This window comes from Microbacterium sp. 11MF (assembly GCF_000383475.1).
GTDB lineage: Bacteria > Actinomycetota > Actinomycetes > Actinomycetales > Microbacteriaceae > Microbacterium > Microbacterium aquilitoris.
The window spans coordinates 1,249,622-1,274,509 of sequence record NZ_KB911459.1; the positions used below are offsets into that span (position 1 = coordinate 1,249,622).

26 protein-coding genes are annotated in these 24,888 nt (G+C 68.4%); 12 read left to right on the forward strand and 14 right to left on the reverse strand.

Going from position 1 to position 24,888, the window contains the following annotated elements; translation table 11 throughout:
• Positions 1 to 71 precede the first annotated feature (71 nt).
• From H286_RS0106235 to H286_RS0106255, 5 genes are read left to right on the forward strand one after another with little or no spacing between them, the layout of a single operon-like run.
• Positions 72 to 1,109: an iron-siderophore ABC transporter substrate-binding protein gene (locus tag H286_RS0106235; RefSeq protein ID WP_020097496.1), complete on the forward strand. Its 1,038-nt coding sequence runs from the start codon at positions 72 to 74 to the stop codon at positions 1,107 to 1,109.
• A gap of 19 nt (positions 1,110 to 1,128) precedes the next feature.
• Positions 1,129 to 2,175 carry a FecCD family ABC transporter permease gene (locus H286_RS0106240; RefSeq protein ID WP_020097497.1) on the forward strand — a complete coding sequence of 349 codons (1,047 nt, stop codon included), beginning with the start codon at positions 1,129 to 1,131 and terminating at the stop codon, positions 2,173 to 2,175.
• Positions 2,172 to 3,221: a FecCD family ABC transporter permease gene (locus H286_RS0106245; protein ID WP_020097498.1), complete on the forward strand. Its 1,050-nt coding sequence runs from the start codon at positions 2,172 to 2,174 to the stop codon at positions 3,219 to 3,221. Before H286_RS0106240 ends, H286_RS0106245 begins: the two co-directional genes overlap by 4 nt.
• Entirely contained in the window at positions 3,218 to 4,042 is an 825-nt protein-coding gene (locus H286_RS0106250) for an ABC transporter ATP-binding protein (protein WP_020097499.1), read from the forward strand. Before H286_RS0106245 ends, H286_RS0106250 begins: the two co-directional genes overlap by 4 nt.
• A 15-nt stretch (positions 4,043 to 4,057) precedes the next feature.
• Complete coding sequence (locus H286_RS0106255) at positions 4,058 to 4,963, forward strand: siderophore-interacting protein (RefSeq protein WP_020097500.1); 906 nt, start codon at positions 4,058 to 4,060, stop codon at positions 4,961 to 4,963.
• A gap of 61 nt (positions 4,964 to 5,024) precedes the next feature.
• Here H286_RS0106255 and H286_RS0106260 read toward each other — a convergent pair whose 3' ends face one another.
• The 5 genes from H286_RS0106260 to sufB are packed head-to-tail and all read right to left on the reverse strand — an operon-like array spanning position 5,025 to position 9,089.
• On the reverse strand, positions 5,025 to 5,354 hold the full coding sequence (locus H286_RS0106260) for a metal-sulfur cluster assembly factor (protein WP_018186520.1): 330 nt from the start codon (positions 5,352 to 5,354) through the stop codon (positions 5,025 to 5,027).
• Positions 5,355 to 5,363: 9 nt separating this feature from the next.
• Complete coding sequence (gene sufC / locus H286_RS0106265) at positions 5,364 to 6,134, reverse strand: Fe-S cluster assembly ATPase SufC (protein WP_020097501.1); 771 nt, start codon at positions 6,132 to 6,134, stop codon at positions 5,364 to 5,366.
• Between the two features lie 14 nt (positions 6,135 to 6,148).
• Complete coding sequence (locus H286_RS0106270; protein ID WP_020097502.1) at positions 6,149 to 6,478, reverse strand: non-heme iron oxygenase ferredoxin subunit; 330 nt, start codon at positions 6,476 to 6,478, stop codon at positions 6,149 to 6,151.
• Positions 6,475 to 7,671, reverse strand: coding sequence for a Fe-S cluster assembly protein SufD (gene sufD, locus H286_RS0106275; protein WP_020097503.1), 1,197 nt, complete (start codon positions 7,669 to 7,671; stop codon positions 6,475 to 6,477). The genes H286_RS0106270 and sufD overlap by 4 nt, the downstream gene beginning before the upstream one ends.
• Entirely contained in the window at positions 7,671 to 9,089 is a 1,419-nt protein-coding gene (sufB, locus tag H286_RS0106280; protein ID WP_018186516.1) for a Fe-S cluster assembly protein SufB, read from the reverse strand. The genes sufD and sufB overlap by 1 nt, the downstream gene beginning before the upstream one ends.
• Positions 9,090 to 9,309: 220 nt before the next feature.
• On the opposite strand from sufB, the gene H286_RS0106285 reads away from it, so the two are divergent.
• Complete coding sequence (locus H286_RS0106285; protein WP_020097504.1) at positions 9,310 to 10,239, forward strand: COX15/CtaA family protein; 930 nt, start codon at positions 9,310 to 9,312, stop codon at positions 10,237 to 10,239.
• Positions 10,240 to 10,334: 95 nt separating this feature from the next.
• Complete coding sequence (locus H286_RS0106290) at positions 10,335 to 10,703, forward strand: hypothetical protein (protein WP_018186514.1); 369 nt, start codon at positions 10,335 to 10,337, stop codon at positions 10,701 to 10,703.
• Between the two features lie 22 nt (positions 10,704 to 10,725).
• Here H286_RS0106290 and H286_RS0106295 read toward each other — a convergent pair whose 3' ends face one another.
• The gene (locus H286_RS0106295) at positions 10,726 to 11,652 is read right to left on the reverse strand and encodes a heme o synthase (RefSeq protein WP_018186513.1); all 927 of its coding nucleotides are present in this window, start codon (positions 11,650 to 11,652) and stop codon (positions 10,726 to 10,728) included.
• A gap of 219 nt (positions 11,653 to 11,871) precedes the next feature.
• Here H286_RS0106295 and tkt point away from each other — a divergent pair, with 219 nt between their 5' ends.
• From tkt to pgl, 5 genes are read left to right on the forward strand one after another with little or no spacing between them, the layout of a single operon-like run.
• On the forward strand, positions 11,872 to 13,953 hold the full coding sequence (gene tkt, locus H286_RS0106300) for a transketolase (protein WP_020097505.1): 2,082 nt from the start codon (positions 11,872 to 11,874) through the stop codon (positions 13,951 to 13,953).
• Positions 13,950 to 15,062: a transaldolase gene (gene tal, locus H286_RS0106305; protein WP_020097506.1), complete on the forward strand. Its 1,113-nt coding sequence runs from the start codon at positions 13,950 to 13,952 to the stop codon at positions 15,060 to 15,062. The genes tkt and tal overlap by 4 nt, the downstream gene beginning before the upstream one ends.
• 3 nt (positions 15,063 to 15,065) lie before the next feature.
• A complete protein-coding gene (gene zwf / locus H286_RS0106310; RefSeq protein ID WP_020097507.1) occupies positions 15,066 to 16,613 on the forward strand; it encodes a glucose-6-phosphate dehydrogenase in 1,548 nt (515 codons plus the stop codon).
• Positions 16,610 to 17,542, forward strand: a complete 933-nt coding sequence (locus H286_RS0106315) for a glucose-6-phosphate dehydrogenase assembly protein OpcA (protein ID WP_020097508.1) — start codon at positions 16,610 to 16,612, stop codon at positions 17,540 to 17,542. Before zwf ends, H286_RS0106315 begins: the two co-directional genes overlap by 4 nt.
• Before the next feature lie 7 nt (positions 17,543 to 17,549).
• Positions 17,550 to 18,329: a 6-phosphogluconolactonase gene (pgl, locus tag H286_RS0106320; RefSeq protein WP_020097509.1), complete on the forward strand. Its 780-nt coding sequence runs from the start codon at positions 17,550 to 17,552 to the stop codon at positions 18,327 to 18,329.
• A gap of 37 nt (positions 18,330 to 18,366) precedes the next feature.
• Here pgl and H286_RS0106325 read toward each other — a convergent pair whose 3' ends face one another.
• The 8 genes from H286_RS0106325 to rapZ form a co-directional block, all read right to left on the reverse strand.
• Positions 18,367 to 18,723 carry an RNA polymerase-binding protein RbpA gene (locus H286_RS0106325; RefSeq protein WP_018186507.1) on the reverse strand — a complete coding sequence of 119 codons (357 nt, stop codon included), beginning with the start codon at positions 18,721 to 18,723 and terminating at the stop codon, positions 18,367 to 18,369.
• Positions 18,723 to 18,971 (reverse strand): preprotein translocase subunit SecG, encoded by a 249-nt coding sequence (gene secG, locus H286_RS0106330; RefSeq protein WP_018186506.1) that lies wholly within the window; start codon positions 18,969 to 18,971, stop codon positions 18,723 to 18,725. Before secG ends, H286_RS0106325 begins: the two co-directional genes overlap by 1 nt.
• A 97-nt stretch (positions 18,972 to 19,068) precedes the next feature.
• Complete coding sequence (gene tpiA / locus H286_RS0106335) at positions 19,069 to 19,860, reverse strand: triose-phosphate isomerase (RefSeq protein WP_028497414.1); 792 nt, start codon at positions 19,858 to 19,860, stop codon at positions 19,069 to 19,071.
• The gene (locus H286_RS0106340; protein ID WP_020097511.1) at positions 19,848 to 21,065 is read right to left on the reverse strand and encodes a phosphoglycerate kinase; all 1,218 of its coding nucleotides are present in this window, start codon (positions 21,063 to 21,065) and stop codon (positions 19,848 to 19,850) included. Before H286_RS0106340 ends, tpiA begins: the two co-directional genes overlap by 13 nt.
• Before the next feature lie 2 nt (positions 21,066 to 21,067).
• Positions 21,068 to 22,078, reverse strand: a complete 1,011-nt coding sequence (gene gap / locus H286_RS0106345; RefSeq protein ID WP_018186503.1) for a type I glyceraldehyde-3-phosphate dehydrogenase — start codon at positions 22,076 to 22,078, stop codon at positions 21,068 to 21,070.
• Positions 22,079 to 22,215: 137 nt separating this feature from the next.
• On the reverse strand, positions 22,216 to 22,842 hold the full coding sequence (locus H286_RS0106350) for a superoxide dismutase (protein WP_020097512.1): 627 nt from the start codon (positions 22,840 to 22,842) through the stop codon (positions 22,216 to 22,218).
• Between the two features lie 113 nt (positions 22,843 to 22,955).
• Complete coding sequence (gene whiA, locus H286_RS0106355) at positions 22,956 to 23,933, reverse strand: DNA-binding protein WhiA (RefSeq protein ID WP_018186501.1); 978 nt, start codon at positions 23,931 to 23,933, stop codon at positions 22,956 to 22,958.
• Between the two features lie 56 nt (positions 23,934 to 23,989).
• A complete protein-coding gene (gene rapZ, locus H286_RS0106360; RefSeq protein ID WP_020097514.1) occupies positions 23,990 to 24,862 on the reverse strand; it encodes an RNase adapter RapZ in 873 nt (290 codons plus the stop codon).
• Between the last annotated feature and the right edge of the window lie 26 nt (positions 24,863 to 24,888).

Genomic DNA, 24,888 nt, shown 5'->3' on the forward strand with positions numbered 1-24,888 from the left:
CTCTGGTTTCCGGAGCCGTCCGGCTCGGGGTAAGGTTAGGCGACCCTAATCATTCCCCTCAGGAGACCTCCGTGCCTCGCATCCGCACTGCCCTCGCCCTCGCCGCAGCATCCGTCCTCGTTCTGACCGGGTGCGCGACCAACGCCGCGCCGGCCGCGGGTGGTGGCTCATCGTCTGCAGCTGCCGGCGACGCATTCCCCGTCACCATCGAGAACGCGTTCGGTAAGACCACCATCGCGAAGAAGCCCGAGCGCGTCGCCACGGTGGCGTGGGGCAACCAGGAAGCAGCCCTCGCCCTGGGCGTCGTTCCGGTGGGAATGCCCAAGGTGACGTGGGGCGATGACGACGGCGACGGTGTCCTGCCCTGGGTGGAGGACAAGCTCACGGAGCTCGGTGCCAAGACGCCCACGCTGTTCGACGAGGCGCAGGGCATCGACTTCGAAGGAGTCGCCGACTCCCGACCCGATGTCATCCTCGCCGCGTACTCGGGGCTGACCCAGGCGGACTACGACAAGCTCAGCAAGATCGCGCCCGTCGTCGCCTACCCGGAGGTCGCGTGGGGCACCACGTGGCAGGACATGACGATCACCAACGGCACCGCGCTGGGGCTGAAGACGCAGGCGGAGGACCTCGTGTCGACGCTGACGAAGACCCTCGACGACGAGGTGGCGAAGTACCCGGAGATCGCCGGCAAGAAGGCGATGTTCAGCTCTTTCGACCCGAGCAACCTCAGCCAGATCGGCTTCTACACGCTCGAAGACCCCCGCGCGAAGTTCCTGAAGGATCTCGGCACCGTGCCTCCGAAGACCGTCGAGGAGCAGTCGAAGACCTCGAAGGAGTTCTGGATCGTCAACAGCACGGAGGACATCGAGCGGTTCAGTGACCTGCAGGTGCTCGTGACGTACGGGGACGACTCGACGCTGGCCGCCATGCAGGCGGACCCGCTGCTGTCCCGCATCCCCGCCGTGAAGAACGGTGCCGTCGTCGTCCTGCCGTCGGTGAACGATCCGCTCGCGGCCGCAGCCAACCCGACCCCGCTCTCGATCACCGACCCCCACACCGCCGAGTTCGTCAAGATGCTCGGGGAGGCGGCGAAGAAGGCTTCCTGAGCCCTTCCGATCCATCGACATGTCCACGACTCTCGCTCCCGCCGCCACCGCGGTCCCGTCCCTGCGACGGCGACCGCGGCGTCGGCGTGTGATCTGGCTGGTCGCACTCATCGCCTTCGTGGCTGTGGCTGCAGTCCTGTCCGTGACGCTGGGGGCGAGATCCGTGGGCATCAACGACATCTGGGCAGGGTTGTCCGGGGACGTCGACACGGCATCCGCCGCCGCCGTCGCGAAGCGCGTGCCGCGGACGATCCTCGCCCTGCTCATCGGGGCGGCGCTCGCCGTGGCAGGGACCGTCATGCAGGGTGTGACGCGAAACCCCCTCGCGGACCCGCAGATCCTCGGGATCAACGGCGGCGCCTCTCTCGCCGTCGTCGTCGGGCTCGCCTTCTTCGGGATCACGGATGCCTTCGGTTACATCTGGCTCGCCATGCTCGGCGCTGCCGTCGCCGCCGTGTTCGTCTACACGGTGGGTTCGCTCGGCCGGGGCGGCGCCAGCCCGCTGAAACTCGCGCTGGCGGGCGCCGCGACCGCGGTCGCCTTCACCTCGCTGATCAGCGCGATCCTGCTCCCCCGCATCGACGTCATGAGCGTCTTCCGTTTCTGGCAGATCGGCGGAGTCGGCGGAGCATCCCCCGACAAGATCCTCCTCGTCCTCCCGTTCCTCATCGTCGGCGCAGCGATCTGCTTCGCTTCCGCCGGGGGCCTCAACTCCCTGGCACTCGGCGACGACCTCGCCGCGGGCCTCGGCGAGCGGGTGCAGACAGCGCGACTCCTGGCCGCGCTCGGAGCCGTCATCCTCTGCGGTGCGGCGACCGCCGTCGCCGGCCCCATCGGGTTCGTCGGCCTCATCGTCCCGCACGTCTGCCGGCTTATCGTCGGTCCCGACCACCGGTGGCTCCTGCCCATCTCGGCGCTCGTCGGTGGCGGCCTCCTCACCATCGCGGATGTCGTCGGTCGTGTGATCGCCCCGCCGCAGGAAGTCGAGGTCGGTGTGGTCACCGCGCTCATCGGCGCCCCGTTCTTCATCGCCATCGTGCGTCGACAGAAGATGCGTGCACTGTGACCGCGGCATCCGTTCAGCAGTCGACGCTCGACCTCGTCACGCGTGGCCGAGCACGCAGAGCGCGTCGACGTGTGCTGGTCACGAGCATTCTCGTGATCGCCGTCGCGGCCACCTACCTGGTGTCGCTGATGGTGGGTCAGAGCTTCTACTCCCCCGCCGAGGTCTGGGGCGTCATCACCGGGCAGCTCGTTCCCGGCGCCTCTTTCACGGTCGGCGAGCTCCGACTGCCCCGTTCGACGGTCGGTCTGCTCGCGGGGGCGTGCTTCGGCATCGGCGGTGCGGTGTTCCAGACCATGCTCCGCAACCCGCTCGCCAGCCCCGACATCATCGGAATCAACGCGGGGGCCAGCGCCGCGGCCGTCGTCGGAATCGTGTTCCTCTCGCTCGACCAGACCCCGGTCGCGATCCTCGCCACGGTGGGTGCTCTGGTCACCGCCCTGTCCATCTACCTCCTGGCGTTCAAGGACGGCGGGGCGGGCGCGAGGTTCATCCTCATCGGGATCGGCGTCGCCGCGATCTTCAACAGCGTCGTGGCGTACGTCCTGTCGCGGGCCGCGGAGTGGGACCTCCAGGCCGCGATGCGCTGGATCACGGGCAACCTCAACGGCGCATCCTGGAACGAGGCCGTCCCTCTCGCCGTCGCCGTGGTGATCGGAGTCCCCGTCATCCTCTGGCTCTCGCGCGACCTCGAGCTGATGCGACTCGGCGACGACACCGCCGCAGCGCTCGGAGTCCCCGTCGAGCGTCGGCGCGTCATGCTCATCATCGCCGCCGTGACCCTGCTGGCGTTCGCGACCGCGGCCGCAGGACCCATCTCGTTCGTCGCCTTCCTGGCGGGCCCCATCGCGGCACGGATGCTGGGACCCGTCGGATCCCCCGTCCTCGTCGCCGGCTTGTTCGGCGCTCTCCTGGTGCTCGTCGCGGACTTCGTCGGACAGTATCTCCTCGGTCTCCGACTGCCCGTCGGCGTGGTCACCGGCGTGCTCGGCGCGCCGTACCTCATCTTCCTTCTCATCCGCAGCAGCCGCTCGGGAGGCACCCTATGACCGCCCACCGCACCCTCACCGCGGAGGGGATCTCGCTCGCCTACGGTGACCGGACGATCGTCGACACGCTGGATCTCACCGTTTCCGCAGGCAAAGTCACAGCGATCGTCGGTGCGAACGCCTGCGGCAAGTCGACACTGCTCAAGGCGATGGCGCGCCTCCTCCCCCCCAGAGCAGGTCAGGTCCTCCTCGACGGCAAGGACATCCACCGGATGCCGACCAAGCAGGTCGCCCGCGATCTCGGATTGCTGCCGCAGTCGCCGATCGCTCCCGAGGGGATCGCCGTCTCCGACCTCGTCAGTCGCGGACGTACTCCCCACCACGGGCCGCTCGCACGCTGGACGCCGGCAGACGACAAGGCCGTGGCAGAAGCCCTCGAAGCGACCGACATCGTCGCGATCGCGGACCGTCCCGTCGATGAGCTCTCCGGCGGCCAGCGCCAGCGCGTCTGGATCGCGATGGCCCTCGCCCAGCAGACGGATGTCCTCCTGCTCGACGAGCCGACGACGTTCCTCGACGTGAGCCATCAGATCGACGTGCTCGACCTGCTGACCGACCTCAACCGGTCGCGCGGAACCACCATCGTCATGGTGCTCCACGATCTCAACCTGGCCGCACGCTACGCCGACCACCTGGTCGCGATGTCCGCCGGACGGATCTATGCTTCCGGCGCTCCTGAGCAGGTCCTGACTGCGGAGACGGTCCACGAGGTCTTCGGTCTCGACAGCCGCGTCATCCCCGACCCGCTCACCGGTCGGCCGCTGGTTCTTCCCATCGGTCGACACCACGTCCCCGCGCGCCTCGACGGCGCCGTCAGCTGATACCCGGAGTGACCGATGTCCCTCAACACCATGGCCTTCTTCCGTGCACCGGTGGCGTCCGTCGCAGACGTGACCCCCAGTTTCCGCCGCTTCACCTTCAAGGACACCGCGCTCTCCGCCTACGGCGACCCGGGGTTCGACCAGCGGGTGAAGATCCTCTTCCCCACTCCGTCCGCGCCGATCGACTCGATGCCCACCGGTGAGGACTGGTACGACCAGTGGCGCGCACTGCCCGACGACGCCCGTCCCGTGATGCGGACGTACACGACTCGCGCCGTGCGGAACGAGGCCAACGAGGTCGACATCGACATGGTGGCGCACGACGTCATGGGCCCCGCTTCGGCCTGGATCGCCGAGGCGAAGGCGGGCGACGAGGTGCTGATCCTCGCGCCGACGACCTCCCACACGGGCGTCAATTACGGCATCGACTTCGTCCCGCCCGCCAAGACGGAGAACATCCTCCTCGCGGGAGACGAGACCGCGGCGCCCGCGATCGCCCGCATTCTGGAGCAGCTCCCCGCCGACGCTCGCGGCGTCGTCGTCCTCGAGGTGCCGCATGCCGATGACATCGCGTATCTGCCCACTCATCCGGGATTCGAGCTCATCACCGCGGCCCGGGCGGGCGAGGACCACCGACACGATCACCTCATCGCCGCCGTCAGCGAAGTCGCCCACCGTCTCGCACCCCGCGGTATCGGTGCGGAGGTCGAGGAGATCGACGTCGATCACGACATCCTGTGGGAGGTCCCTCGCACGGCGAAGGGTGGAGCCGCCCTGAAGAGCGCGCCGCTGTACGCGTGGCTGGCCGGCGAGGCCTCAGCCATCAAGGCACTGCGTCGTCACCTGGTGAGCGAGGTCGGCGTCGACCGCCGTGCCGTCGCCTTCATGGGCTACTGGCGACTCGGACGGTCGGAGAACTGAAGAAGCGGTGCGACACAGTCGCACCGCTTCTTCCATCGGCCGGGTGGCCGCGGTCTTCGGGTCAGATCGAGAATCCGAGCGCGCGCATCATGTCGCGACCGTCATCGGTGATCTTCTCCGGTCCCCACGGCGGCATCCAGACCCAGTTGATCCGGAATCGGTCCACGACGCCGTCGAGCGCCTGGCCGGTCTGTTCCTCGAGGACGTCCGTCAGGGGGCAGCCGGCCGACGTCAGGGTCATGTGGATGACGAGTGCGTCGTTCTCGTCGTCCCATCCCAGGTCGTAGATCAAGCCGAGGTCGACGATATTGACCCCCAACTCGGGGTCCATGACGTCCTTGAGCGCCTCGGTGACCTCGTCGTACTTCTCGGGTGCGAGCGTCTCGGTCATGCGACGATCCTAGGCCTGCTCGCCGCCGACCGGGGCGAGGAAACGGTCGTAACCCTCGTCCTCCAGCCGCGCTGCGAGCTCCGGGCCGCCTTCCTCAGCGACGCGACCGTTCACGAGGACGTGGACGAAGTCGGGCTGGATGTAGCGGAGGATGCGGGTGTAGTGGGTGATGAGCAGGACGCCCATGTCGCTCTCCTCCTTGGCGCGGTTGACGCCCTCGGAGACGATCTTGAGCGCGTCGACGTCGAGGCCGGAGTCCGTCTCGTCGAGGATGGCGAGCTTGGGCTTCAGGAGCTCGAGCTGCAGGATCTCGTGGCGCTTCTTCTCGCCGCCGGAGAAGCCCTCATTGACGTTGCGGGCGGCGAACTTCGGGTCCATGCGCAGGTTCTGCATGGCGCCCTTCACGTCCTTCGTCCACGAGCGGATCGACGGCGCTTCGCCGTCGATGGCGGTCTTGGCGGTACGCAGGAAGTTCGTGACCGTCACACCGGGGATCTCGACCGGGTACTGCATCGCCAGGAAGAGACCGGCGCGCGCACGCTCGTCGACCGACATCGCGAGGACGTCGTCGCCGTCGAGGGTGATGGTGCCACCCGTGACGGTGTACTTGGGGTGGCCGGCGATCGTGTACGCGAGCGTCGACTTGCCGGAGCCGTTCGGGCCCATGATGGCGTGGGTCTCGCCCGTGCGGACGGTGAGGGTGACGCCGTTGAGGATCGGGGTCTCGCCGGCTTCCGTCTCGACGGTCACATGGAGGTCGCGGATCTCGAGGACAGACATGTCAGCTTCTTTCTTCAGTTCACGGCTTTGGTCACGGCGGGATCGATGAGGATGTCGTCCCCGTCGATCGTGACCTCGTAGACGGGCACCGGCTCGTAGGCCGGGAGATTCAGGGGGCGGCCGGTGCGGAGCGAGAACGCGGACCCGTGCGCCCAGCATTCGAGCGTCTCGCCCTCGACGAAGCCGTCCGCCAGCGAGATGTCACCGTGCGTGCAGGTGTCGCCGATCGCGTGGACCTCGCCCTGACCGTCGAGCACCACGGAGATGGCGACGCCGCCCACCTCGACGCGCACAGCGGTGTCCTGCTCGAGCTCGCTCAGCTGGAGCACCTTCTCGGCGGTCATCGCGTGCCCTCCCCGACGAGCTCCGCCTCGATGGCGGCGATGAACTCGTCCTCGAGGGACGGGATGCCGATCTTCTGGACGATCTCGGCGAGGAAGCCGAGGACGACCAGACGTCGTGCCTGCTCCTCGTCGATCCCGCGGGCCTGCAGGTAGAAGAGTTGCTCGTCGTCGAACCGGCCCGTCGCGCTCGCGTGCCCGGCACCGACGATGTCGCCGGTCTCGATCTCGAGGTTCGGGATGGAGTCGGCGCGCGCTCCGTCGGTGAGGACGAGGTTGCGGTTCGCTTCGTAGGAGTCGGTGCCGACGGCATCCGGTCCGATGAGGACGTCGCCGATCCAGACGGTCCGCGCCGAGGCACCCTGCAGCGCACTCTTGTACAGGACGTCGCCGTTCGTGTGGTCGCCCTTGTGGTGGAGGTAGACCTGGCTCTCGAGATGCTGGCCCGCGTCGGCGAACGAGAGGCCGTACAGGCGTCCCTGCGCGCCGGAACCGGCGAGCTCTACCGACGGGTTCACCCGCACGAGGCCGCCGCCGAGGCTGACGACGATGTGGGTGAGGGTCGCATCGCGGTCCACACGGGCCTGGTGCGCCGCGAGGTGCACGGCGTCGTCGTCCCATCGCTGGACCGACACGACCGTGAGGGCAGCGCCGTCGCGGACGATGATCTCGACGTTCTGCGCCTGAGCGGCGGTTCCCTCGTGGCGCAACACGACGGTACCGCGCGAATTCGCCTGCGCCTCGATGACGACGTGCGCATGAGCGACGCCACCGCGACCGGTGAGGGTCACGACGACGGGCTCGTCGATCTCGGTGTTCGCCGGGATCCGGATGAGCGGCGCCTCGGGCTCCTGAGCCCAGGCGATCGCGCTGACGACATCCTCGGGGCGGAAGACCTCGCCACGGGGCGCCTCGTCCTTCTGCAGACGACGGTGCTCGACGGCATCCGGTCCGGTCACCTCGACGCCGATGACGTCGTGCGGAGCGGGCTCGTCGGCCAGCAGCGCGGCGACGCGGTCGAGCGGCGTGTGCTTCCAGTTGACCTCGCGGCCGGTCGGCGCGCCGAAGTCGGCCGGGTCGAACGACCACGGACGCTCCGAGCGGGTCTGCACGGGAACGTTCCGGTCGGTCACTTTCGCCGCAGGGTCGATGTGGCCCTTCGCATCGGATGCGGGGGCCTGAGTCGCTGTCGTCATCAGCCGACGGATCCTTCCATGCCCATCTCGATGAGCTTGTTCAGCTCGAGGGCGTACTCCATGGGCAGTTCGCGGGCGATCGGCTCGATGAAGCCGCGCACGATCATCGCCATCGCCTCGTCCTCGGGCATGCCGCGGCTCATGAGGTAGAACAGCTGCTCCTCGCTGACCTTCGAGACGGTCGCCTCGTGGCCGAGCTGGACGTCGTCGACGCGGATGTCGATCGCCGGGTACGTGTCGGAGCGCGAGATCGTGTCGACCAGCAGCGCGTCGCAGCGGACCGTGTTGGCCGAGTGGTGCGCGTTGGCGTCCACCCGCACCTCACCGCGGTAGCCGGCGCGGCCGCCGCCGCGCGCGATCGACTTCGAGACGATCGACGACTGGGTGTACGGCGCCATGTGGATCATCTTCGCGCCGGCGTCCTGGTGCTGGCCGGGACCGGCGAAAGCGACGGACAGGGTCTCGCCCTTGGCGTGCTCGCCCATCAGGTAGATCGACGGGTACTTCATCGTCACCTTAGAGCCGATGTTGCCGTCGACCCATTCCATGGTCGCGCCCTCATGGGCGACGGCGCGCTTGGTGACGAGGTTGTAGACGTTGTTCGACCAGTTCTGGATCGTCGTGTACCGAACGCGGGCGTTCTTCTTCACGATGATCTCGACGACGGCCGAGTGCAGCGAGTCGCTCTTGTAGATGGGAGCGGTGCAACCCTCGATGTAGTGGACGTAGCTGTCCTCGTCGGCGATGATCAGCGTCCGCTCGAACTGGCCCATGTTCTCGGTGTTGATGCGGAAGTAGGCCTGGAGCGGGATCTCGACGTGCACGCCCTTGGGGACGTAGACGAACGAGCCACCCGACCACACAGCGGTGTTCAGCGCGGCGAACTTGTTGTCGCCCGCGGGGATGACCGTGCCGAAGTACTCCTCGAAGAACTCGGGGTGCTCGCGCAGTGCCGTGTCGGTGTCCATGAAGATGACACCCTGCTGCTCCAGGTCCTCGCGGATCTGGTGGTAGACGACCTCGGACTCGTACTGAGCGGCGACGCCGGCGACGAGGCGCTGACGCTCCGCCTCGGGGATGCCGAGCTTCTCGTACGTGTTGCGGATCTCCTCGGGGAGGTCCTCCCACGTCTGCGCCTGCTTCTCGGTCGAGCGCACGAAGTACTTGATGTTGTCGAAGTCGATGCCCGAGAGGTCGGCGCCCCACGTCGGCATGGGCTTGCGACCGAAGAGCTGGTACCCCTTGAGGCGGGTCTTCAGCATCCATTCGGGTTCGCTCTTGAGGGAGGAGATCCCGCGGACCACATCCTCGTTGATACCTCGCTGGGCGATGGCACCGGCGGCATCCGCGTCGTGCCAGCCGAACTCGTACACCCCCAGGCCTTCGAGTTCGGGACGGTCGATGAGCACATCCGACATGAATTTCCTCCTCACGGGCGGCAACGGTGTCATCCGTTCCGGCATTCCCTCCCGTGAGAGGAGTGCACGAGGGGGATGCCGCTGCTGGCCGCTCTGACGACGCGATACCGCGCCTAGAATCGTTGTGCGGGCTGCGATGGGGATCGCGCTCGCCGACTGCTTCATTCTACAGGCACGGCCGTCCCCCGCGGCGTGCCGGCCCTCGCCCGGAGGCGACCCCATGCTCATCACCGCGTCGACACCGACCGCCCCGCCCGTCACGCGGATGCCGCGTCTGCTGCCCTTCGTGGCCTGGCTCTCGTTCATCGCCGAGACGCTCATCATCGGCACCGGCGGCGCCGTCCGGCTCACCGGCTCCGGCCTCGGCTGCCCTACGTGGCCCACCTGCACGCCGGAATCGCTCGTGGCGACTCCCGAGATGGGCATCCACGGCGTCATCGAGTTCGGCAACCGGACGCTGACGGGGCTCGTCGGCATCCTCGCGCTGATCGTCGTCATTCTCGTGTGGCGGATGCGGCGTGCCCGCCGGGACCTGTTCGTCATGGCGCTCATCGTCCTCGGCGGCGTCGTCGCGCAGGCCATCGTCGGCGGCATCACGGTCCTGACGGGCCTGAACCCGTTCATCGTCGGCTTCCACTACGTCGTGTCGCTGGTCCTCGTCTGCGTCTGCGCCGCATTCCTCGTGCGCATGAAGGAGCCGGCCGCCCCCCGCCTCCGCGTGGTACCGACGTGGTACGCCGGGCTCGCGCACGCCACGACCGCCGTCCTCGCGGTGACGATCGCTTTCGGAGTCCTCACCACCGGCGCCGGCCCCCACTCGGGCGACGCGGCGGCCGGCCGGAACGGCTTCAACGCCGAGATCCTCGAGCACGTCCACGCCTGGCCGGGATACACGCTTCTCGCACTGACACTCGTGCTGGTCGGCGTCGCCTGGGCGAAGCGCCTGCGGCCCCGCACGTGGATCTCCGTCCTCCTGCTCGCCGAAGCGGTCCAGATCGCGGTGGGTCTCTACCAGGCGCGCAACGGTCTCCCCGAGATCGCGGTCGGCGTCCACATGGTGCTCGCTGCACTGACGGCGGCCACCATGACCGTGGTCATCCTGCGCCTCAAGGCGCCCGTACCGGCCGAAGACGTCGCCACCTCTCACTGAAAGTTCATAGGTTCCGCATCACCTCCCGCAGGGTCCATCGACCACAGTGGCCCGGGCCGTTCGAATCCGGACGGCTTCGACCCGGAGGAGATTCGATGAACACCCGCCCCCGCCTGACCCGTAGCATCCCGTTCTGGCTGCTCGTGGCAGGCTCCCTCGCATCCAGCGCCGCCGGCGCCGTCGTCCTGATCGACAAGCTCGGGACGATGGAGACCGCGCTGACCGCCGGTACCGCGACCGGCGTGGAGGTCTATGTCGGGCAGATCTGGGCCGTCCTGGGCGCGATCCTGATCGGCGTCGGCGCGATCGGCCTCCTGTTGGCCTTCACGCTGGGCGCCCTGCGCGCCTTCGCCGTCACCCCTCAGGCGCAGACCGCACCCGAGGCGGACGACGCCATCGAGCCCGTCGACCAGCCGGAAGACCACGACACGACCGAGCCCGTCCTCGACGGCGCGGCACGCTGACCGAGTGATCGGCCCGCTGCGGTCAGAACGGCAGCAGCGGGTCGATCGCGATGGCGACGAACAGCAGCGTCAAGTACGTGATGGAGGCGTGGAACACGCGCATCGGCTGGATCTTGTCGCCGCGCACAGCACGTGCGTACAGGACGTGGGACTCGTAGATGAACCAGCCGCCGAACACGAGCGCGGACACGGTGTAGACGATGCCCATGCCGGCGACCGGGATCAGCAGGAGTGAACTCGCGATGGTCGCCCACGCGTAGAGGATGACCTGCAGGCCGACCTGTGCACCGTCGCGGGTCGCGCCGAGCATCGGCACGTCGACCTCCGCGTAGTCGCCCTTGTACTTCATGGACAGCGGCCAGTAGTGCGGCGGCGTCCAGAGGAACACGAGCAGGAACAGGATGAAGGGCGTCCACGTGAGAGAACCCGTGACGGCCGACCACCCGATGATGACCGGGAAGCACCCGGCGATCCCGCCCCACACGATGTTCTGCTCGGTGCGGCGCTTGAGAAGGATCGTGTAGATCACGACGTAGAAGAAGATGGCTGCGGCGCTGAGCGCTGCGGCGACCCAGTTCGTGAACACCCACAGCCACACCGTGGACACGATGGCGAGCGTCCACGAGAAGACGAGCGCGCCGCGGGGCGAGACCTCACCCGTGACGAGCGGTCGGTTCTCGGTGCGCTTCATGTGCGCATCGATGTCGCGATCGAGGTACATGTTGAAGGATGCCGCCGAGCCCGCGCTCATGGCGCCGCCCAGAACCGTCGCGAGGATCAGCCAGAGATCAGGGAGACCGTTCGCGGCCAGGAACATGACCGGGATCGTCGTGACGAGCAGCAGTTCGAGAACCCGCGGCTTCGTCAGCTGAACGTACGCGCGGAGGGTTCGGCCGAACGACTGTCGAGCGGGCGCGGATACGCGCGCGCCGGTGTCCGTGAGTGCCATCGCCCCTGCCGTGTAGATCGTCCCCCGAGTCTACGGCATCCTCCGCGGGCGGTACTTCTCGACCGGATCGGACGCTTCGCTGACAGCGCACGTCACAGAGCGCCGCCCCGGCCTCGGCGGGTGCCTCGGGTCGATATGCTGAAAATCCCGACGCGGGACGTCCCTCTTCTTTCATGATCAGCAGTCGTCCGCGCCGACTCACCGACGAAAGGCTTCCAGGTGTCAGAGCTGGTTTGGGACGAGATCGATCGACGCGCGGTGGACACCGCGCGGGTGCTGGCGGCGGATGCCGTCGAGAAGGTCGGCAACGGCCACCCGGGGACCGCGATGAGCCTCGCGCCCGCGGCGTACCTGCTCTATCAGCGTGTGCTGCGCCACGATCCCGCCGACACCCACTGGCTCGGTCGCGACAGGTTCATTCTGTCCGCCGGTCACTCGTCGCTGACGCAGTACGTGCAGCTCTACCTGGGCGGCTTCGGTCTCGAGCTCGATGACCTGAAGGCGCTCCGCACCTGGGGCTCGCTGACCCCCGGCCACCCCGAGTACGGCCACACGAAGGGTGTGGAGATCACGACGGGTCCGCTCGGCCAGGGGCTCGCCTCGGCCGTCGGCTTCGCCTACGCCGCCCGGTACGAGCGCGGTCTCTTCGACCCCGAGGCCGAAGCCGGCACCTCGCCGTTCGACCACCACATCTTCGTCATCGCCGGTGACGGCGACCTCCAGGAGGGTGTCACCTCCGAGGCCGGTTCGCTCGCGGGCCACCAGCAGCTCGGCAACCTGATCGCGATCTACGACTCGAACCAGATCTCGATCGAGGACGACACCAACGTCGCCTTCACCGAGGACGTGCAGGCCCGGTACGAGGCCTACGGCTGGCAGGTGCAGACGGTCGACTGGAAGAAGACCGGCGAGTACGTCGAGGATGTCGCTGCCCTCCACGCCGCAATCGAGGCCGCCAAGGCCGAGACGTCCAAGCCCTCCCTCATCGTCCTCAAGACGATCATCGGCTGGCCCTCGCCCGGCAAGCAGAATTCGGGCAAGATCCACGGCTCCGCCCTCGGCGCCGACGAACTCGCTGCCACGAAGAAGGTCCTCGGCTTCGACCCCGAAGCGAACTTCGCCGTCGCGGACGAGGTCCTCACCCACACCCGTTCGCTCGCCCAGCGCGCAGCGGCCGACCGCGCCGCCTGGCAGGAGTCCTTCGACGCCTGGGCCGCCGCGAACCCCGAGCGGAAGGCGCTGCTCGACCGCCTCGAGGCGGCAGCCCTTCCCGACGGAATCGCCGACGCCCTCCCCTCCTTCGAGGCCGGCAAGGACGTCTCGACCCGTGCCGCCTCGGGCGTCGTGCTCAACGCCCTCGCCGCCGAGCTCCCCGAGCTCTGGGGCGGTTCGGCCGACCTCGCCGAGTCGAACCTGACGACGATCAAGGACGCGAAGAGCTTCATCCCGGCCGAGTGGTCCACGCACGAGTGGTCGGGCGACCCCTATGGACGCGTGCTGCACTTCGGCATCCGCGAACACGCCATGGGCGCGATCATCAACGGCATCAAGCTGCACGGTCCGACCCGTCCGTTCGGCGGGACGTTCCTGATCTTCAGCGACTACATGCGCCCGGCGGTGCGACTGGCCGCCCTCATGAACATCCCCTCGGTGTTCGTGTGGACCCACGACTCCGTCGCCCTCGGCGAGGACGGCCCGACGCACCAGCCGATCGAGCAGCTCGCGACGCTGCGGCTCATCCCGAACTTCACGGTCGTCCGTCCCGCGGATGCGAACGAGACGGCCGCGGCCTGGCTCGAGATCCTGCGCCGCCAGGACGGCCCGACGGGTATCGCTCTCACCCGCCAGAACATCGCCGTGTTCCCGCGCGGAGAGAACGGCTACGCCACGACGGACGGTGTCGCTAAGGGTGCGTACACGCTCCTCGACGCTCCCGAGGGAGAGCCCGACGTGATCCTCATCGCCACCGGCTCCGAGGTCCAGCTGGCTGTGGCGGCACGCGAGACGCTCGCCGCCGAGGGCATCGGCGCACGCGTCGTGTCCGCACCCAGTCTCGAATGGTTCGCCGAACAGGATGCGGATTACCGCGAGTCGGTCCTGCCCGCCGCGGTCACGGCGCGCGTCTCGGTCGAGGCGGGAGCCACGGGCCTGTGGCGCGCGGTCGTCGGCGACAGCGGACGCACCGTCGGCATCGACCACTTCGGCGCCTCCGCCGATTACAAGACCCTGTTCGAGAAGTTCGGCGTCACCGCCGATGCGGTCGTCGAAGCGGCCCGCGCAACCGTCAAGGAGAACGCATGAGCACCCCCACCGAGGACCTGTCCGCCGCCGGCGTCAGCATCTGGCTCGACGACCTCTCGCGATCGCGGATCGACACCGGCAACCTCGCCCAGCTGATCGAGACGCGCGACGTCGTCGGCGTCACCACCAACCCGTCGATCTTCCAGGCCGCCATCGGCAACAAGGACGACGACTCGTACGACGCTCCGTTGCAGGCTCTTGCGGCCCAGGGCGCGGATGTCGACACGGCGATCTTCGAGATCACGACCACCGACGTGCGTGACGCGGCCGACATCTTCCGTCCCGTGTTCGACCGCACGGACGGCGTCGACGGACGCGTGTCGATCGAGGTCTCCCCCGACCTCGCACACGACACCGACGCGACCGTCGCCCAGGCGAAGGAACTGTGGGCGAAGGTCGACCGCCCGAACACGCTGATCAAGATCCCCGCGACCCTCGCGGGCCTTCCGGCCATCAGCGCCGTCCTCGCCGAAGGCATCTCGGTGAACGTGACCCTCATCTTCAGCCTCGAGCGCTACGCGGCGGTCATCGACGCGTACCTCGAGGGTGTGCGCCGGGCGAAGGAGAACGGTCACGACATCGCGACGATCCACTCGGTTGCCTCGTTCTTCGTTTCGCGCGTGGACACCGAGGTCGACAAGCGCCTCGAGGCGATCGACACGAGCGAAGCCGCAGCGCTGAAGGGCAAGGCGGGCGTCGCCAACGCGCGCCTGGCGTACGAGCTGTTCGAGAAGCGATTCGCTCAGTCGGATGCCGCCGAGCTGATCGCCGCGGGCGCGACGGTGCAGCGTCCCCTCTGGGCCTCGACCGGCGTCAAGGACCCTGCCCTTCCCGACACCCTCTACGTGACCGAGCTCGTCGCGCCGGGCACCGTGAACACGATGCCCGAGAAGACGCTCGAGGCCACGTTCGACCACGCGAAGGTCACCGGGGACACCGTCACCGGCGCCTACGAGGACGCTCACCGCGTCTTCGACCAGCTGGCGGAGGCCGGGGTCGACCTCGTCGACGTCACCCAGGTGCTCGAGGATGAGGGCGTCGATAAGTTCATCGTCTCGTGGCACGATCTGCAGGGCACGGTGCGCCAGGCCCTCGACGGCGCGAACTGACCGATGGTTGCTGAGATCTCGCGGGGGATCAACCCCCTCCGCGATCCCGACGACCGTCGCCTCAACCGCATCGCGGGGCCGAGCGCGCTCGTGATCTTCGGCGTGACGGGCGATCTGTCGCGCAAGAAGCTCATGCCTGCCGTGTACGACCTCGCCAACCGCGGACTTCTGCCCCCCGGGTTCGCCCTCGTCGGGTTCGCGCGTCGCGACTGGGAGGACCAGGACTTCGCGAAAGTCGTGTACGAGGCGGTGCGACAGCATGCCCGCACCCCCTTCCGTGAGGAGACCTGGAACCAGCTCCTCCAGGGGATCCGTTTCGTCCAGGGCGAGTTCGACGACCCGGCATCCTTCGCTCGTCTCCGAGAGACGGTCGAGAAGCTCGACACCGAGCGCGGCACCATGGGCAATCACGCCTACTACCTGTCGATCCCGCCCAAGGACTTCCCGGTCGTGGCACGGCAGCTGCGCGACTCCGGACTGGTCGATGAGTCCGCCGGCGGACACACGTGGCGCCGCGTCGTGATCGAGAAGCCGTTCGGCAGCGACCTGCAGACGGCCCGCGAGCTGAACGAGGCTCTCGAAGTCGCCTTCCCGGCCGACGCGATCTTCCGCATCGACCACTACCTCGGCAAGGAGACGGTCCAGAACATCCTGGCGCTCCGGTTCGCCAACGAGCTGTACGAGCCGCTGTGGAACGCGAACTACGTGGACCACGTCCAGATCACCATGGCCGAGGACATCGGCGTGGGCGGTCGAGCCGGGTACTACGACGGCATCGGCGCGGCACGCGACGTCATCCAGAACCACCTCCTCCAGCTCCTCGCTCTCACCGCGATGGAGGAGCCCATCTCCCTCGACGCAGAGCACCTGCGCGCCGAGAAGGAGAAGGTCCTCGCGGCGGTCACGCTGCCCGAGGATCTCGCGACCGCCACCGCGCGCGGTCAGTACGCCGGCGGATGGCAGGGCGGCGAGCACGTCACCGGGTTCCTCGACGAGGACGGCATGGATCCGCAGTCGAAGACGGAGACGTACGCCGCCATCAAGCTCGAGATCGCGACGCGCCGGTGGAACGGCGTCCCGTTCTACCTGCGCACCGGAAAGCGGCTCGGACGCCGCGTCACGGAGATCGCCGTCGTGTTCAAGCACACGCCCCCGCTTCTGTTCCTGCGCTCGCAGGCACTGCAGCTCGGCCAGAACGCGCTCGTCATCCGCATCCAGCCCGACGAGGGCGTGACGCTCCGCTTCGGGTCGAAGGTCCCCGGCGCCGGCAACGAGGTGCGCGACGTCACGATGGACTTCGGCTACGGCCACGCGTTCACCGAGTCGAGCCCCGAGGCCTACGAACGACTCATCCTCGACGTCCTCCTGGGCGATCCTCCCCTGTTCCCCCGGCACGAAGAGGTGGAGCTCTCGTGGCGCATCCTCGACCCGGTCGAACGCTTCTGGGCCGAGCAGGACGAGCCGCTCGAGCAGTACTCCCCCGGTTCCTGGGGTCCCCCGTCCGCCGATGAACTCTTGGCCCGTGACGGCCGCGTCTGGAGGCGTCCATGATCGTCGATCTGCCCGACACCACGGTGTCCACGATCGCGAAGAAGCTCGTCAGCGTCCGCGAAGAGGGCGGCGCCGTCGCCCTCGGACGCGTCCTGACCCTCGTGATCGTCTCGACCGGAGGGTTCGACGAGGAAGCCATCGACGCCGCCAACGCGGCATCGCGTGAGCACCCGATGCGCGTCATCGTCCTCGTCGTCGAGCCGGACGCTCCGACCGGCCTCGACGCGCAGATCCGCGTCGGCGGCGACGCCGGTGCGAGCGAGGTCGTCGTCCTCCGGGCACGCGGCGAGGCCGCCGACAACCAGGAGAGCCTCGTCAACGGCCTCCTCCTCCCCGACGCGCCGGTCGTGGCCTGGTGGCCCGACGACCCGCCCGCCGACCCGGCTCAGTCGCCGATCGGCCACATGGCTCAGCGACGCATCACGGATGCCTCGACCGAGCCGTTCGCACCGGACCGTCTCGCGCAGCTCGGCTCCGCGTACGCCCCCGGCGACACGGATCTCGCATGGACCCGCCTGACGCACTGGCGGGAACAGCTCGCCGCTGTCCTGGACCAGCCGCCGTTCGAGCAGGTCTCCGCTGTCACGGTTGTGGGCGCGGGGAGTTCGCCGTCCACGGGGCTCCTCGCCGCATGGCTGCGCCTCAAGCTGGACGTCGCCGTCGAGTGGCACTACACCGACGAGGAGGAGTGGACGCACGGCATCCGATCGGTCACGCTCTCCCGCAAGTCGGGCGACATCGTCCTGGAGCGCACCAGCGCGACGGATGCGACGCTCACCCAGCCCGGTCAGCCCACGCACGACATCGTCCTGCCGCGCCGGTCGCTGCGGGAGTGCCTCGCGGAGGAGCTGCGCCGCCTCGATCCCGACCTCTTGTATGGTCGAGTCATCACCGAAGGGTGGGAGCTCCTCGACCCTCCCACGAGGTAGGAGTCGCATGTCGGAGTTCCGCGCGGAGAAGCGCGTCGTCGTCAGTCCGGATGCCCGGACCCTGGCCGAAGGTGTCGCGAAGCGCTTCTTCCAACGGATCTCGTCGCGCGCAAACGAGGGGAGGACCACGCACGTCCTGCTGACCGGCGGTACGGCGGGTACGTCCGTCCTTCAGGCAGCCGGCGAAAGCTCAGCCCGTCACGATGTGGACTGGTCGAAGGTTCACTTCTGGTGGGGTGACGAGCGCTTCGTCGCGGCCGACGATCCTGCCCGCAACGAGGTGGCGGCCCGTCACGCGTTCCTGTCGCACATCAACGTGCCCGAGCAGAACATCCACCCGATCTCGTCAGCGGATGCGGGTCGGAGCCATGACGAGGCCGCGACCGATTACGCCGCTGAGCTCGCGGAGTACGGTGCGGCCGGGCAGGCTTGGCCCCGATTCACCATCGCCTTCCTGGGGGTGGGACCGGACGGGCACATCGCCTCGCTGTTCCCCGACCGGAGCGAGATCGGCGACACCGACCACTCGGTCCTCGCCGTGCGGGACTCTCCCGTGCCACCGTCCGACCGGATCACCCTGACGCGACCGGTCATCAACTCGTCCCGGCGGGTGTGGCTCGTCCTGCCCGGTACGGACAAGGCGTCGGCGCTGGGGCTGGCCCTCGCCGGCGCGAGCTACCACTCGGTCCCGGCGGCCGGCGCGAAGGGGCGGAAGCAGACCGTGTTCTTCGTGGATGAGGCTGCCGCGAAGAACGTCCCGGAGGAACTGATAGACCCCGAGTTCTGAACGAACCCGGGGTCTGTCGTGGTGCGTCGAGCGCCGCTCAGTCCTGACCGCGCCGCTCGCGCAGCTGCTGCAGAGCGTCGCCGAGGATCGACTCCGCTTCTTCGTCGGAGCGCCGCTCCTTCACGTACGCGAGGTGCGTCTTGTACGGCTCGGTCTTGGCCAGCGCCGGCGGATTGGCCTTGTCACGACCTGCCGGAAGACCGGAGTGCGGCGAGTCGATCGTCTCGGGGATCTCGTCCTCGGCGATCCCGGCTGCGAAATAGCGCACCGTCTCGTTTCCGAGAGCGTCCCAGTACGAGACCGCCACACGGTCAGCGTGGTGACCGTGGTCCTGCTCCCCCATCGGGCCGGCACCCACGCGGGTGCCCCGAATCGCGTTCCCCCCGGTCGCCATCAGATGCTCTGGAACTTCGTGATCAGGCCGAGGGCCACGATGGAGACGAACCACACGAGCGCCAGAACGACCGTGAAGCGGTTGAGGTTGCGCTCAGCGAGGCCCGAAGAGCCCATCGCCGAGCTCATACCGCCGCCGAACATGTCGGAGAGGCCGCCGCCGCGGCCCTTGTGCAGGAGGATCAGGAGCGTGAGCAGGAGGCTGGTGAGTCCCAGCAGCACCTGCAGCACAAGCTGGAGGATGTCCACAGTCGTTGAAAGCCTTTCGGGTCGCCGAATGACTCGGCGTTCGCACGAGTATACCGGCTGAGCGGTGCGACGCCGTGAGGCGCCGCACCGCTCGAGGTCATACGCCGACGTGCTTCTGGTATCGGATGATCGCGGCGAACTCGTCCGCCAGCAGGCTCGCACCGCCGACGAGGGCTCCGTCGACGTCGGGCTCACGCATGAAGCTGGCGATGTTGCCCGACTTGACCGATCCGCCGTAAAGGATGCGGGTGCGCTCGGCTGCGGCATCCCCCAGGGCATCCGCGACCACCGATCGCAGCGCCGCGCAGACTTCCTGAGCCTGCTCGGGCGATGCGACCTGGCCGGTGCCGATCGCCCAGACGGGCTCGTACGCCACAACGATGTCCGCGTCCGACGCGACACCCTCAAGGGCGGCGCGCAGCTGCGCGACGGACACGGCCGTGGGGCCGGACTCCTCGCGCTGCTCGAGCGTCTCACCGACGCAGATCACGGGCACGAGACCGTGCCGGAGCGCCGCCTGCACCTTGCCGGCGACGATCTCGTCGGACTCCGCGTGGTACTCGCGACGCTCCGAGTGACCGATGATCACGTAGTGCACGTCGAGCTTCTTCAGGAACGCGCCCGAGACCTCGCCCGTGTACGCCCCAGAGTCCTTCGCCGACACGTCCTGCGCGCCGAGGGCGAACGGGATCTTGTCGGCGTCCATGAGCGTCTGCACGGTGCGGATGTCGGTGAACGGCGGGAAGACCGCCACCTCGACCGAGTCGGTCTCGTGCGCCGCATCCTTCAGCGTCCAATGCAGCTTCTGGACGAACGCGACCGCCTGCAGGTGGTCGAGGTTCATCTTCCAGTTGCCGGCGATGAGCGGCTTACGGGTCACGCTTCCCATCCGAGGATCTCCAATCCGGGCAGCTTCTTACCCTCGAGGAACTCGAGGCTGGCTCCACCACCGGTGGAGATGTGGCCGAAATCGTCGTCGGCGAAGCCGAGCTGCCGGACGGCAGCGGCCGAATCCCCGCCGCCGACGACCGACAGACCGTCGACCTCGGTGAGCGCCTGTGCGACCGTCTTCGTCCCGGCGGCGAAGGCCTCCATCTCGAACACGCCCATCGGACCGTTCCAGAAGACCGTCTTCGCGCCGCGGATCGCCTCGGCGAACTGCTCCGCCGTCTTCGGGCCGATGTCCAGTCCCATGCCGTCGGCACCGAAGTCGGTGTCCTCGAGGGCGTCGGCGGATGCCACGACGTGGTCCGCGTCCGCCGCGAAGCCCGACGCCATCACGGCGTCGACCGGCAGGATCAGCTCGACGCCGCGCTCGCGCGCCGTCTCCATGTAGCCGCGGACGGTGTCGAGCTGGTCGACCTCGAGGAGGCTCTTGCCGACCTTGTGGCCCTGGGCCGCGAGGAAGGTGAAGAGCATGCCGCCGCCGACGAGGATCTTGTCCACGCGCGGCAGGAGGTGCTCGATGACGCCCAGCTTGTCGCTGACCTTGGAACCGCCCAGAACGACCGCGTAGGGACGCTCAGGGCGTTCGGTGAGGCGGTCGAGGACGTCGACCTCCTTCTCGATCAGAAGGCCGGCAGCGGACGGCAGGAGCTCGGCGAGGTCGTAGACCGACGCCTGCTTGCGGTGCACGACACCGAACCCGTCCGAGACGAGCGCGTCGCCGTGGGCGGCGAGCTGCTCGGCGAAGGCGCGGCGGGCCGAGTCATCCTTAGCCGTCTCCCCCGCGTTGAAGCGGAGGTTCTCGAGGACGGCGACCTGACCGTCCGCGAGGGCGGCGACGACATCACGAGCCGAGTCGCCGACGGTGTCGGTCGCGAACGCGACCTCCTGGCCGAGCAGCTCGGACAGACGCGACGCGACCGGAGCGAGGCTGTACGTCGCGTCCGGTGCGCCGTCGGGGCGGCCGAGGTGGGAGACCGCGATGACGCGCGCCCCCTGCTCGACCAACGCGCGGAGCGTGGGGATGGCCGCACGCACGCGGCCATCGTCCGTGATGACGCCGTCCTTCAGGGGGACGTTGAAGTCGACACGGACGATGACGCGCTTGCCTGCGAGCGAACCCAGCGAATCGAGGGTGCGCAGAGCCATCGTCAGAGCTTGCTGGCGACGAGCTCGGTGAGGTCGACGAGGCGGTTCGAGTAGCCCCACTCGTTGTCGTACCAGGACGAAATCTTGACCAGGTTGCCCGACACGTTGGTCTGGCCGGCGTCGAACACCGACGAGTGCGGGTCGAGCTGGATGTCGCTGGAGACGATCGCGTCGGTGTTGTACTTCATGTACCCGACGAGGTCGCCCTCGGCAGCGGCCTTCTCGAACGCGGCGTTGATGACCTCGGCAGTCAGGCCCTCGGTCGGGGTGACGACCGTGAGGTCGACGATCGAGCCGGTGGGTACGGGCACGCGGTACGACGAGCCGCTGAGCTTGCCGTTCAGCTCGGGCAGAACGAGGCCGATGGCCTTCGCGGCACCGGTCGCGGCGGGGACGATGTTGATCGCCGCGGCGCGGGCGCGGTGCAGGTCGCCGTGGGGGCCGTCCTGGAGGTTCTGGTCGGCGGTGTAGGCGTGGGCCGTCATCATGAAGCCGCGCTCGATGCCGAAGTTGTCGTTGAAGACCTTGGCGATGGGCGCGAGGCAGTTCGTGGTGCAGGACGCGTTCGAGATGACGTGCATCGTCTCGGAGTCGTACGTGCCGTCGTTGACGCCCATGACGAACGTGCCGTCGACGTCGGTGCCGGGAGCCGAGATGATGACCTTCTTGGCGCCGCCGGCGATGTGCTTCTTGGCGTCTGCGGCCTTGGTGAAACGACCGGTCGACTCGATGACGATGTCGACGCCCAGGTCGCCCCAGGGGAGGTTGGCGGGGTCGCGCTCTTCGAAGACCTTGATGGTCTTGCCGTTGACCGTGATCGAGTCCTCGGTGTACGAGACCTCGGCGTCGAGGCGACCGCCGACGGAGTCGTACTTGAGGAGGTGAGCGAGGCTCTTGTTGTCGGTGAGGTCGTTCACCGCCACGATCTCCAGGTCAGCTCCCTGCGCGAGCGCCGCGCGAAGGAAGTTGCGTCCGATACGGCCGAAGCCGTTGATGCCGATCTTGACAGACACGTTGTCTCCCGTTTTTCTTCGCGCACGCCCCATGAACGGGGTCGACCCGCGATGTGCTGGAAATGAGAGAGGATGCCGGGGCTCAGCCCCCGTTGCCGGGAGGAGCCCGGCATCCTCACCTGTGAACGACCCTACTACTAGAGCAGGCCCGCCGTCTTCTCACGCGCGGCGTCGAGACGCTGTGCGACGTTCTGCCAGTTCGCGATGTTCCACGCCGCCTTGACGTAGTCCGCCTTGACGTTGAGGTAGTCGAGGTAGAAGGCGTGCTCCCACATGTCGAGCTGGAAGATCGGGACGGTGCCCTGCGCCGTGTTCGACTGCTGGTCGAAGAGCTGCTGGATGATGAGCTGCTCACCGATCGGATCCCAGCTGAGCACGGCCCAGCCCGATCCCTGGATGCCGGTGGCTGCCGCCGTGAAATGCGCCTGGAACTTGTCGAAACCGCCGAAGAACTCGTCGATCGCCGAACGGAGCTCGCCCTCGGGCTCGCCGCCGCCGCCCTGCGACGCAGGGGCGAGGTTGGTCCAGAAGATCGAGTGGTTGACGTGTCCGCCGAGGTTGAACGCGAGGTCCTTCTCGAGCTTGTTGACGTTCGCGAGGTTTCCGGTCTCGCGCGCCTCGGCGAGCTGTTCGAGGGCGGTGTTCGCGCCCGTCACGTAGGCCTGGTGGTGCTTCGAGTGGTGAAGCTCCATGATCTTGCCACTGATGCTCGGCTCGAGAGCGGAGTAGTCGTACGGGAGCTCAGGCAGGGTGTACTTCGCCATGTCCTCTTCCTTCTGTCGGTGCTGCGCACACGGCGCAGCCGGTCGGATTCATCCTATTGAGGGCCAACTCACCGGGCACCCGGTTGCTTCCCGGGAAGAGGGGATGTATCCCGTCAGTCTTCGAGGCCGGCCGGAACGGCGGACTCGGTGTCCGGGATGCCGTCCTGCGCGGCCTTTTTGTCGGCCATGGCGAGGAGGCGCCGGATGCGGCCCGCCACGGCATCCTTCGTCATCGGCGGATCGGCGTGGTGGCCGAGCTCGTCGAGACTCGCGTCCCGATGCGCGAGGCGCAGGTCTCCGGCCTGCTTCAGGTGGTCCGGCACGGTGTCGCCGAGGATCTCGAGCGCGCGCTCGACGCGGGCGCAGGCGGCGACGGCTGCCTGCGCGGAGCGACGGAGGTTCGCGTCGTCGAAGTTGACGAGGCGGTTCACGCCGGCACGCACCTCCCTGCGCTGGCGCATCTCCTCCCACGCGGCGGCGGTCTTCTGCGCGCCCATCATGAGCAGGGTGGCGCGGATCGCCTCGCCGTCGCGGACGACGACACGGGGCACGCCGCGCACCTCGCGGGCCTTCGCGGCGATCCCGAGGCGGTGAGCGGCGCCCACGAGCGCCATGGCTGCCTCCCCCGAGGGGCAGGCGACTTCGAGGGCGGCGGACCGCCCGGGGTCCGAGAGGCTGCCCGCTGCGAGGAACGCCCCGCGCCACACGGCGGCCAGATCGGGACGGGCGCCGGTGGTGAGCTTGTTGGGGAGACCGCGGACCGGGCGTCGTCGGTTGTCGAGCAGTCCGGTCTGCCGCGCAAGGGTCTCGCCGCCCTCGATGACGCGGACGGCGACGAGGTTGGCTGAGCGCCCGCCCGACGACTGCACGTGGGCGAGTTCAGGGCGGACGCCGTAGATCTCGACGAGGTCGCGGGCCACCCGGCGGGCGAGCACGTCCGTCTCGACCTCGGCCTCGACGGCGACGCGGCCGGCGATCGAGTGGAGGCCGCCGGAGAAGCGCAGGATCGTGGTGAGTTCTGCGACGCGTGCGGTGGGCCGCGGGTCTCGCACCGAGGTGAGTTCCGTCTTCACGTCAGCAGTCAGCGGCACGGGGATCCTTCGGTGGGGGCGATCGGGGACAAAGGATCAGCTTACTCGCGCACTGCTCACTCGCGACCCAGGTCACGGTGCGTGACCCTCACCGCGACACCCTGCTCCACGGCCAATCGTTCGGCGAGCTCGATCGACGTGACGACCGAGCGGTGCTTGCCTCCGGTGCATCCGATGGCGATGACGGAGTGGCGCTTGTTCTCCCGCTGATAGCCCTGCAGGACCGGGTGGAGGGCGGCGGCATAGGCGTCGATGAACTCCCTCGCACCGTCCTGGCCGAGGACGAAGTCCCGCACGTCGTCGTCCTCGCCCGTCAGGGCCCGCAGCGAGGGCTCCCAGTACGGGTTGGGCAGGAAGCGCATGTCCGCCACGAGGTCGACGTCGGGCGGGAGCCCGTACTTGAAGCCGAAGCTCATGACCGTGACCGTGTGACGGGCATCCCCGTCGGCGCTGAAGAGATCGACGATCCGATTCGCCAGCTGGTGGATGTTCAGCCCGCTCGTGTCGACGATGACATCCGCCGCTTCGCGGATGGCGGCGACGCGTTCGCGCTCCCGCCGGATGCCGTCGAGGATCGTCCCCTCGCCCTGGAGCGGGTGCGGCCGTCGCACCGCCTCGAACCGGCGGACGAGGACGTCGTCGGAGGCATCCAGGAACAGAACGCGCAGCTGGCGTCCGTCGCGGAGCGATCGGGTCACCGACGGCAGCTCGCCGAACAGCTGGCGACCGCGAACGTCCACGACCGCTGCGACCTTGGGCAGGGCATCCGCCGCGAGAGCGGTGAGATCGAGCAGGTGGGACAGCATCTGCGGCGGGAGGTTGTCCACGACGTACCAGTCGAGGTCCTCGAGGGCGTTCGCCGCTGTGGTGCGTCCTGCTCCGGACATGCCGGTGACGATCAGGACCTCGCCCGCCGTCTGGCCGTTCATGCCCGTCCCGCCTTCCACGCGTGTGA

Bases quoted from the DNA above. Each gene is read 5' to 3' on its own strand.
- sufB (WP_018186516.1), bottom strand. From the start codon at position 9,089: ATGTCGGATGTGCTCATCGACCGTCCCGAACTCGAAGGCCTGGGGGTG.
- H286_RS0106240 (WP_020097497.1), top strand. From the start codon at position 1,129: ATGTCCACGACTCTCGCTCCCGCCGCCACCGCGGTCCCGTCCCTGCGA.
- H286_RS0106315 (WP_020097508.1), top strand. From the start codon at position 16,610: ATGATCGTCGATCTGCCCGACACCACGGTGTCCACGATCGCGAAGAAG.
- sufC (WP_020097501.1), bottom strand. From the start codon at position 6,134: ATGTCTGTCCTCGAGATCCGCGACCTCCATGTGACCGTCGAGACGGAA.
- rapZ (WP_020097514.1), bottom strand. From the start codon at position 24,862: ATGAACGGCCAGACGGCGGGCGAGGTCCTGATCGTCACCGGCATGTCC.
- H286_RS0106260 (WP_018186520.1), bottom strand. From the start codon at position 5,354: ATGACCGAGACGCTCGCACCCGAGAAGTACGACGAGGTCACCGAGGCG.
- sufD (WP_020097503.1), bottom strand. From the start codon at position 7,671: ATGACGACAGCGACTCAGGCCCCCGCATCCGATGCGAAGGGCCACATC.
- tpiA (WP_028497414.1), bottom strand. From the start codon at position 19,860: ATGGGAAGCGTGACCCGTAAGCCGCTCATCGCCGGCAACTGGAAGATG.
- H286_RS0106295 (WP_018186513.1), bottom strand. From the start codon at position 11,652: ATGGCACTCACGGACACCGGCGCGCGCGTATCCGCGCCCGCTCGACAG.
- H286_RS0106255 (WP_020097500.1), top strand. From the start codon at position 4,058: ATGTCCCTCAACACCATGGCCTTCTTCCGTGCACCGGTGGCGTCCGTC.
- H286_RS0106340 (WP_020097511.1), bottom strand. From the start codon at position 21,065: ATGGCTCTGCGCACCCTCGATTCGCTGGGTTCGCTCGCAGGCAAGCGC.
- H286_RS0106250 (WP_020097499.1), top strand. From the start codon at position 3,218: ATGACCGCCCACCGCACCCTCACCGCGGAGGGGATCTCGCTCGCCTAC.
- H286_RS0106350 (WP_020097512.1), bottom strand. From the start codon at position 22,842: ATGGCGAAGTACACCCTGCCTGAGCTCCCGTACGACTACTCCGCTCTC.
- H286_RS0106270 (WP_020097502.1), bottom strand. From the start codon at position 6,478: ATGACCGCCGAGAAGGTGCTCCAGCTGAGCGAGCTCGAGCAGGACACC.
- H286_RS0106285 (WP_020097504.1), top strand. From the start codon at position 9,310: ATGCTCATCACCGCGTCGACACCGACCGCCCCGCCCGTCACGCGGATG.
- pgl (WP_020097509.1), top strand. From the start codon at position 17,550: ATGTCGGAGTTCCGCGCGGAGAAGCGCGTCGTCGTCAGTCCGGATGCC.
- zwf (WP_020097507.1), top strand. From the start codon at position 15,066: ATGGTTGCTGAGATCTCGCGGGGGATCAACCCCCTCCGCGATCCCGAC.
- tal (WP_020097506.1), top strand. From the start codon at position 13,950: ATGAGCACCCCCACCGAGGACCTGTCCGCCGCCGGCGTCAGCATCTGG.
- H286_RS0106325 (WP_018186507.1), bottom strand. From the start codon at position 18,723: ATGGCGACCGGGGGGAACGCGATTCGGGGCACCCGCGTGGGTGCCGGC.
- H286_RS0106290 (WP_018186514.1), top strand. From the start codon at position 10,335: ATGAACACCCGCCCCCGCCTGACCCGTAGCATCCCGTTCTGGCTGCTC.